8 protein-coding genes are annotated in these 7,897 nt (G+C 37.1%); 2 read left to right on the top strand and 6 right to left on the bottom strand.

The features are described from left to right. Window positions 1–222: type II toxin-antitoxin system VapC family toxin (locus ACUVXA_RS13070; RefSeq protein ID WP_445871714.1), on the top strand; the 222-nt coding region annotated here is incomplete at its 5' end. A 355-nt stretch (window positions 223–577) separates the two neighbouring features. On the opposite strand, the gene ACUVXA_RS13065 is transcribed toward ACUVXA_RS13070, so the two are convergent. The 6 genes from ACUVXA_RS13065 to ACUVXA_RS13040 all read right to left on the bottom strand — a co-directional run bounded on the left by ACUVXA_RS13065 (window position 578) and on the right by ACUVXA_RS13040 (window position 6,594). Then, a complete protein-coding gene (locus ACUVXA_RS13065; protein ID WP_445871713.1) occupies window positions 578–775 on the bottom strand; it encodes a hypothetical protein in 198 nt (65 codons plus the stop codon). A 379-nt stretch (window positions 776–1,154) separates the two neighbouring features. Then, entirely contained in the window at window positions 1,155–3,155 is a 2,001-nt protein-coding gene (locus ACUVXA_RS13060; RefSeq protein WP_445871712.1) for a DEAD/DEAH box helicase family protein, read from the bottom strand. Window positions 3,156–3,261: 106 nt separating this feature from the next. Next, window positions 3,262–3,438: a hypothetical protein gene (locus ACUVXA_RS13055; RefSeq protein WP_445871711.1), complete on the bottom strand. Its 177-nt coding sequence runs from the start codon at window positions 3,436–3,438 to the stop codon at window positions 3,262–3,264. A gap of 281 nt (window positions 3,439–3,719) precedes the next feature. After that, the gene (locus tag ACUVXA_RS13050; protein ID WP_445871710.1) at window positions 3,720–4,250 is read right to left on the bottom strand and encodes a hypothetical protein; all 531 of its coding nucleotides are present in this window, start codon (window positions 4,248–4,250) and stop codon (window positions 3,720–3,722) included. 197 nt (window positions 4,251–4,447) lie between these two features. Continuing rightward, entirely contained in the window at window positions 4,448–6,367 is a 1,920-nt protein-coding gene (locus ACUVXA_RS13045; RefSeq protein ID WP_445871709.1) for an AAA family ATPase, read from the bottom strand. Next, on the bottom strand, window positions 6,364–6,594 hold the full coding sequence (locus tag ACUVXA_RS13040; protein WP_445871708.1) for a hypothetical protein: 231 nt from the start codon (window positions 6,592–6,594) through the stop codon (window positions 6,364–6,366). The genes ACUVXA_RS13045 and ACUVXA_RS13040 overlap by 4 nt, the downstream gene beginning before the upstream one ends. A 503-nt stretch (window positions 6,595–7,097) precedes the next feature. On the opposite strand from ACUVXA_RS13040, the gene ACUVXA_RS13035 reads away from it, so the two are divergent. Further along, a complete protein-coding gene (locus ACUVXA_RS13035; RefSeq protein ID WP_445871707.1) occupies window positions 7,098–7,409 on the top strand; it encodes a hypothetical protein in 312 nt (103 codons plus the stop codon). The last annotated feature ends 488 nt before the right edge of the window (window positions 7,410–7,897 follow it).

The following is a 7,897-nucleotide window of genomic DNA, read 5'->3' as shown; positions in this document are numbered from 1 at the left end:
GGAAAGCTGGGTGAAACGGGGGAACGTATCGCAACCACCGTCATAAATATGGCGGAACTTTATAGGGGAGCTTTCCTACATCCCGAAACCGATGTGAAAATCGTAGAAATTGAGGAATTGAAAGATCTTCTGATAGTCTTAGACATGAGGATTGAGAGTGCAAAATATTACGGCAAAATCTACGCTGAGCTAAAAAAGCAAAGGGAGAATGGCGAGGGATAGAGACATCCTAATTGCTTCGATACTCTTGTCATTTGGCGAGAGAAAAATAATAACTCGAGATAAAAGGCACTTCCGCGAAATAGAGGGATTAGAAGTAATCACATATTGAATTATCTTGGTGGCTGAATTTGGAAATCTAGCTTCTTGCCGTAAACGGGAAGTATACGTTTTTTAGTGCTTTGTTCTCCTTTTTCAGTTCAAAGTAGCTCTTTCCAGAATCCGTCCTTAATGAAGATATAAGCTGCTTCGGAATAAACAACATCGTTTATGTATAATTCATCGGCTCCGAGCACGTTCTCCATTAATTATTTTAACAGCTTTAGGATTTCCTTTTGAATACTCAACAAAGACGTTGCTATCGATGAGCATCTTCATAGAGCTCAGCCTCAAGTTCCTGCCAGGATTTCTCAGTTTTCAAACAGCCCTTTGCACTTTTGAGGACTGCAAGCTTTTTTATAACCTCTTCGGCCTCTCTGTTGACGAGGTTCTCGATTTTTTCCTTCAATTCTTCAAATCCCTCTGGTATTTTTATTTTGATGACGATTTCACCCATTTCAATACACACGCTTCACTTTTTGGTGTTGTTTTGTCTTTATTGTTTATCATATCTATTTATTCAAACTCCTTTAAGGGTTCCGTCCTAAAATCCTTTTGCAAACTGTTGCTTGAAGATTTTTTCTGGCTCCATATATAGTATTTCTAATAATTTATGTCGGAAAAACAATTAGATAATTTACCATTTTAAGGCTTATTTACCGAAAAGGAGCCGAAATAATCCCTTTTTTTCATATACCTCAAAAAGACAAAAATTTATCGAAATACTATAGTAGGTAAATACGAAATTGTTGTAGACGACGATGATGAAAATACTATGTATATCATTGATAGGTGGTAATCCAGTGGGTGAAGAATTTAAAATTAAATTGGCTAAGTTAATCAAAAATCAGTTTTTTCAACTCATTAATTTGTGTCCTAAACGTATTCGCTATGTAAAAAGCATTTTTCATAGTTAACTCAAGTGTCTTTTCAGTAAAAATGCCGTGATATGTAAAGGGTGGTACAAAGCAATTTTTCCCTCTTTCGAAAAACTTCAGATAAAGCGGTTGACCAATATAAATTAAAGCATCATTCAAAAAGGTCATTAGATTACTATAAGTTCGCAATGTAATACCCGATTGCAATAAATATTCTTTTTTCTCTGCTCCAATAATCCATGCACTAGCCAATGTTTCGCCAGCCGGTTTTTCGCTTACTGTGCAATTGAGGAAGCCATTAAACGATTCTATTGACAAAAAGAATTTTTCGTACTCCTCTTCCACAATTTCAGCATACAAAACACTGGCGTAAAACCTATTATTTTTAACCAATTTAAATAGATTTGAGAGGAAGTTAACTGTCGCTCTTTTACTGAGCAGATCTCCATATCCTTCCTTCTCCAAGTATTTTATTCCTCCTAACACACTTGACCTAAATTCCTCTACCGGGAATTCATAGAAGTAGAATAACCGGTATTCTTCATTTTCTTCTTTAACGCTTGTTGAAAGCCATTTGTTTACTTTGCTTTCGCTCTGTTTTAGGCGGGCTGCAATCTCATCGTACCTTAGAGGCTCATCTTTAACCAGTGCTCTCACTCTCTGCTTGTAGCTTCTAGATTTTATCAACTCTTTGTCAATGCCCTCTATATCTAAACCAGCTTCCCTCGCAGCTATCAAACCATCCAGTAAAGAATCATAATCAGGAGAATACACTTCCTTAGTTCCGGGCGTAGCAATATACGTAGCTATTTTTAGTTTCTCGGAGGGACGCATTATCCTACCATGCCTCTGGATAAATCTGAGTGGACTGGCAACATTCGACCAGACAATGAGCAAATCGGCTTCCGGCAGGTCTATACCCTCCTCACCCGCAGACGTAGCAATAATGAGCTTCACATCTTCATCCATAGCCTTTTCCACAGCCTTCCTCTGCTCTTCATGGCTAGATCTTAATTTACCGAGTAGCAGGACAGGGTTATATTCTTTAAAATATTCAACTAATTTTTCGGCAACGCATCTCCTATCCACAAAAAGTATCGCCTTTTCGAAATCGTGATCCCTCAAAACCGCCCTAGCCTGATCTATTTTATGCAGCTCTCTCAGCGACTTTGAGTACTCGCGTATTTCACTGCCAATTATTTCCGACATCATAGTACCCTTTCTCAATGTTTCATTTAATGCAAGGGCACCGTCCCGAACAAACATCCTCACACCCATACCCACTAAACCAGAAAATTTTCCAAGAGCTGATCTCCTCTCCTCAAACATCTTCAAAAGATGAATCTCATCCCCACCAAGTTCAGAATCGTAAACTTCACCAATCCAATCAGGTATAGTGTCCGGATACTTCTCCTTCAGTTCCTTCCAAGGCCACCTCCTAATTTTCCCAATACGTCTCTCTATTTCCTGCTCTCTTTCTTCTGGAATCGTTGCACTGAGACCAAGCTTATATCTAAACGGATACGCATCCATGAGTTTAGCAAAGGCGTGCTGACCAACTGTGTGATGACATTCATCGACAATCACCGCGTCAAAATCCAAAAAATCCAAATCATTAAATGCGGTTTGAGAAGTAGAAACGACAATTAAACCATTAGACCACTCCCCAACTCTTTCCTCTCTACTAACTATCCCATAAATCATACCCACTTGGTCTTCATTAAAATTAGAATTCTTAAGATAGTCTCTGAACACCTGCTCTACCAAATATCTTGTTGGCTCAATAACCAGAATTCTCCTTGCTTTCTTCTGATTTAGAAGAGTACAGCACCAAGCTAGACCCACAAGCGTCTTTCCAGTTCCCGTGGGCAAAACACAAACAGAATTATCTCTATTTAAACCGTATTTCAATGCATCCCTCTGATATTCTCGCAGTTGTTGCTTTGGGCGGAATTCCATCACATTCACTTTGAAGAAGTTTCAATCAGAGTTGTAACCAAGTCTTTTTTTACACTTAGTATATTAAGATGTTTATAATGTGATTTTGTTTATTAGATTTAGCCTTTTAAGTTCCTTTACTGATTGGAGGAGATGTTGACGAGATTCTTGCAGCTTCTATGGTTGGGGGCATTTCCGTGTGTGCTGCCATTTTGTTCCTATACCATAGTATTATTGAAAAGAAGGAGGCGATGATAGTTAGACCTAGATATTTATGCTTCTCAAGATGTTCGTCGTTCCGCATTCTTTTTAATCTATCCTCGTGTTTGAGGACTTTTTCAGCTTCGCTTTCGCCGTATAAATATTTGAAAAGCCCGCGGGTAATTATTTCGGAAACTCTTTATGCACTTACTAAAGTAGATACATAGTCGCCTGTGTAAAATCTCTCAATGGAGTTTATCAATTTCAAGTTTCAACTGCTCGGGTAATTCCGGTTTTAACCCGTTGTAGAGCTCGGCGAAATCCAGTTTCTCTTTTACTTGCCGCAGTTCTTCAAGCATGCCGTAATCTAATTTAATAAATTATCTATAATCCCTCGCCCTCCAATGCTTTAATTCGTAAAATAGAAAAAGTAAACTGGGGGAGTCGTTCTGCATTTGATAGAATTAGGTGAAAAAATTGAGTGGTGCATCTTTTAGATAATTCTCTATCACTAAGACTCTTCAAAACTATTATGAATAATGATTCTGAAATACGCCATTTCAAGTGTTTATAATCTATAAGGATCCACTCAGGTGGCAATCCACAATCTAAAATAGCAAAGTAACCTTTCTCATTTATGTTTTGAGGTTTAATTGCATCGATGTCTTCCTTATTGATAATACGTTTACTTGCTCTTCCTAATGCTACTTCAACCTCCAACTTGAATCGTAGGTTTTCTATCTCTCCTATGATGTCTGGATGTCCCTGCGGTTTTATTTCCAAGATTTTAAATCCTAATCGTATTAGAGTATGAGCAAGTAGACCTTGAATTCGGAAACCGAAGTCGCCATCACTTATATCCTCACGTAGATTATGTAAAATTGTATGCATTTTATAATATTCATCCCATTTCAATATGTGGTCCCCTTTTTCTATCAAATCCAGAAAAATGTATAATTGCTATTTGGTTTTCTTTGAAAAATTTGGATATAAGTGGGGTAAATCGATCTTCTTCGTGGGTGGCTATGATTAACTGAGCGTGGTTGGCTGCCGTGCCTAATTCTTCTAATAGGAGTTCAATACGTTGTACATCGAAACTTTGGGTTGGATCATCAAGTAAAAGTAAATCGAGTCCCCCAAGTATCTCTCTGAAATCTGGAAAACACAAAATACGGTACTAGTCGGAGAGCGCTTAATGCCTGCCCATTAAGAACCCGTTCTGGATCAAAAGGAGGGAGGTCTGTTTCATCCTTTGAAGCTACTTGCACCAAAAGTTTAGGGGAAAAGCCTCTGTCTTGTTCCTCAAGCTTAATTTGAATTTGGTCAAAGGAAGCTTGGTTAGTAAGATGCCCATAAACTTCAGACATCATTTCGTTGATAAAAGGAAGAACACTCTTTATCACTTCTTTTAGCTCAGAAATCAAAACTTTTCTTATTTCCTCTAAACTTTCTCTAAATTCTACCAAATCATTAAAACTGTCTTGTACTGGTTTTAAACCTATTTCTAAAAGTGTTTCCAATTTTTCTTTATTATTACGGTATCCTTGATAGCGTCTTTCTTCTCTTAATCGCTCTATTTTACGTTCCCAACTTCGACGATATTCTTGCTTTACCTTTAGTGTTTGTTCTATATCTGTTACTTGTGTATCTAAGCTGTTAATAAAAGACTCTATTTTCTCTAGCGTGAGATCTACACTTTTCAAATTCAAAATACTGCAAAGTAATGTTTCAATTTCATTACACTCCTTTTGATATTGCTGAAGGCTCTGTTTTAACCTCTCAAGTTCCACGTCTAATTGTGTAACTTCTTTGAGTAAAATTTCAAGTTCATCACGGCGTTCCGTGATTGCCAGTTTGTTAGGTTCAACTTGTTCAAGTTGTTGGACAATATTACCTTTTAGTTTTTCTCTAGTAACTTTAGCTGAACAAATAAAGCAAACTTGAACATCATGGTTTTCTAGATAAGATATCGCTTTTTTGCGAATATCTGTTAGAAGATCTGTGTATGTAATTTTTTCATTAAGGTTCTCTAGTTCCTTTCGAAGTTTATTAATATCGTTATTACCTAAAAGCACTTGACATCTACTCTCTATTTCCGTAATTTGTCTTTTTATCCCTTCGATTGCCTGTTTTTTCTCCACTAATTTAACTTTAAGACCCCTGATATTGCTTTCTTTTTCTCTTATTTTTGAAATATTTTTATTTAATTCGTCTTCTTTAGGGGCCGTCAAATCTTGTACCCAACTCTGAGCTAAATCAAGCAATTGTGCCTCGTTTAAATCCTTTGGTGATTCTTTATCCCTAAGCTTCCCTAACTGATTTAACAACTCTTTTATTTTATCTTTTGTTTGAGAACTTGTTGGTGGTTCAGGATCGCTCCAAGGTGGATCACGAAGTATCGAGGATAATCGTCTCTCAATTTCTTCCAATTCTTCAGTAACTCTTCTTTTTTCTTCATCAATGGCTTTAGCTAACCGCTCCTCTTCTACTTTTTGATCCTTTATTACGTTGCTAAGTTTTTCGATTAGGTTAGGTACATCCTCCAATCTTAGGTATGTATAAATAGTTTTGCTAAAATCTGAAATTTCGATACTTTCCAAAGGACGTGCTCGGGACGGAAATTGAGACGGTCCTCCAAAGACAATGTAAGTTCCTTCCTTAGGGCCAAGAGAAGTTAGGAAAGGAAAAACCTCACTCCGCGTCCTTTCTTTCCCTTGAGGATCCAGAATAGTTTGTCGGGACTGCCCACTTCCTAGAGAAAACTTCCTTTGAACTTTCCATGAGCCTCCATTTAGCTCCGCAAGCTCTACTTCAACATAACAATCTCCGGTCCCATAGAATTGATTGCGCACTATTTCCTCGGGTCGTCCTGTTAAACCAAACAGGCACCATCTTAAAGCTTCTATAATACTCGATTTACCAAACCCATTAGGACCGAAGATGAATAGATGTTTTCCTGAAACTTGAATTTTCTTCCGATAAGTAAAACCCTTAAATCCCTCTATCGTTATAGAATTAATTACAAACTTCATTCTTTCTCTTCCTCTTTGAAGCTTTTTAGAGCTTCGCGAACATTTTCAGCCTTTTGCTTAAGGTTACTCTCAAGATGGCTCTTAACATGAGGAATACCTCCACTTTGCAATTCACTATGAATTTTTATCCATAAAGATCGGCTTTTATCTGAAGACAATTGCTTACCTACCTTCTTAAATACTGAAGCTGCATCTAACTTGTCAAATTCAGAAGGAAATTCACTCATTAACTCTATCCCTCCTTCCTTAAGAAATTCTTGTGCTCAAATTAATGCATCGCCCCTAAATAAGATTTTTGTGGCTGGCCTTTTAGTGTTCCTTTATGAATGTTTTAAATATTATTCCAAGCGAGGAGACCCGCTCCAAACTCTTCAAGGGAGATACGGTGGAGAAGCGGTATGTATTACCCCAGATGCGGCACAAATCTTTCCTACTACTTCCGCCTTTTCTTTAGAGATTTCCACATCATCACTTTATGATACGCACTCTTATATGTCTGAGTAGTTGGAAGTATGCGGTCTACTATGATACGTCTCTCACCATTATGCCACTAGGCCAATCTACATAAGAAGACGGAAAGAATATGGCGGAGCAATCCTATTAACAACAATAATAGAACTAAGCAGAGAACAATAGCAAAAACTAAATCCCGACAAGTTGCTAGTAATAAGCAATGGAGAATTCCTAGTAATTCCCGACGAAATAGCATAAACCACTTGAGGTGAAAATATTGAGCCAACTTGTTGAAAAACTTGCGAAAACAAAATATCATGATTTGCAGAAAGAAGATGCAAGAAATATTATTCCGAAAAAGAAGGGCATCTACGCTTGGTTTGATAAACGCTCTAATGAAGTAATTTACATCGGAAGAGCAATAGGAAAAGAAGGATTATACCAACGAATAGTTAAACAACATCTAAATGAAAAATATTTGAAAACCGACAAAAAAACTGGAAAACGAGTCCAAAAGAGCGCTTTTAGAATATTACTTTCTAAACACCATCCTGAACTTAATAATTGGAGAATTCGTTCCTTTCATTAAGGATAATTTTGACCTAGCTTTTGCTGCACTAGAGAGTGAGGAGAAGCAAATTATCATCCAAGCAGAGGAACTCGCAATAAAAAAATTCAATCCTAAATATAACAACAAAAAATAAGCAGCAATTGAGAAAAAATAAAAATTATCAACGATGAAACAGAAATGAAACATCAAGATTTTGAAAATGAACAAAAAGAGATAGTTCAACTTGTAAGCCAAATGGAACAAAACCCCTTTCGGGGAAATTATCGATAGATTGAACTGCTCATGATGTGGTTCCAAGCCAAAATAGAATTCAAGTATTTAAGATAAATCTCAGATAAAATGTCTCCCATTTCCCCGAATGTTTCATCCCAGATACGAGGCATAATTCCTTGGATGCTTTTATAAAATACTTCTGTAAATTTTTCCATGATTTCAATTGAAGCAGAGTTACATTATTTGCTATGAAAAAGCTTTTCGCTTCAGTCCGAGAGGGGGCTGACCAGATA

The sequence above is a fragment of the Candidatus Jordarchaeum sp. genome, from assembly GCF_052745115.1.
This window is presented reverse-complemented; position numbering and strand designations above follow the sequence as displayed.

Coding starts and splice junctions, on each gene's coding strand:
- ACUVXA_RS13060 (WP_445871712.1), bottom strand. CDS start 3,155: ATGGAATTCCGCCCAAAGCAACAACTGCGAGAATATCAGAGGGATGCA.
- ACUVXA_RS13065 (WP_445871713.1), bottom strand. CDS start 775: ATGGGTGAAATCGTCATCAAAATAAAAATACCAGAGGGATTTGAAGAA.
- ACUVXA_RS13045 (WP_445871709.1), bottom strand. CDS start 6,367: ATGAAGTTTGTAATTAATTCTATAACGATAGAGGGATTTAAGGGTTTT.
- ACUVXA_RS13055 (WP_445871711.1), bottom strand. CDS start 3,438: ATGCGGAACGACGAACATCTTGAGAAGCATAAATATCTAGGTCTAACT.
- ACUVXA_RS13040 (WP_445871708.1), bottom strand. CDS start 6,594: ATGAGTGAATTTCCTTCTGAATTTGACAAGTTAGATGCAGCTTCAGTA.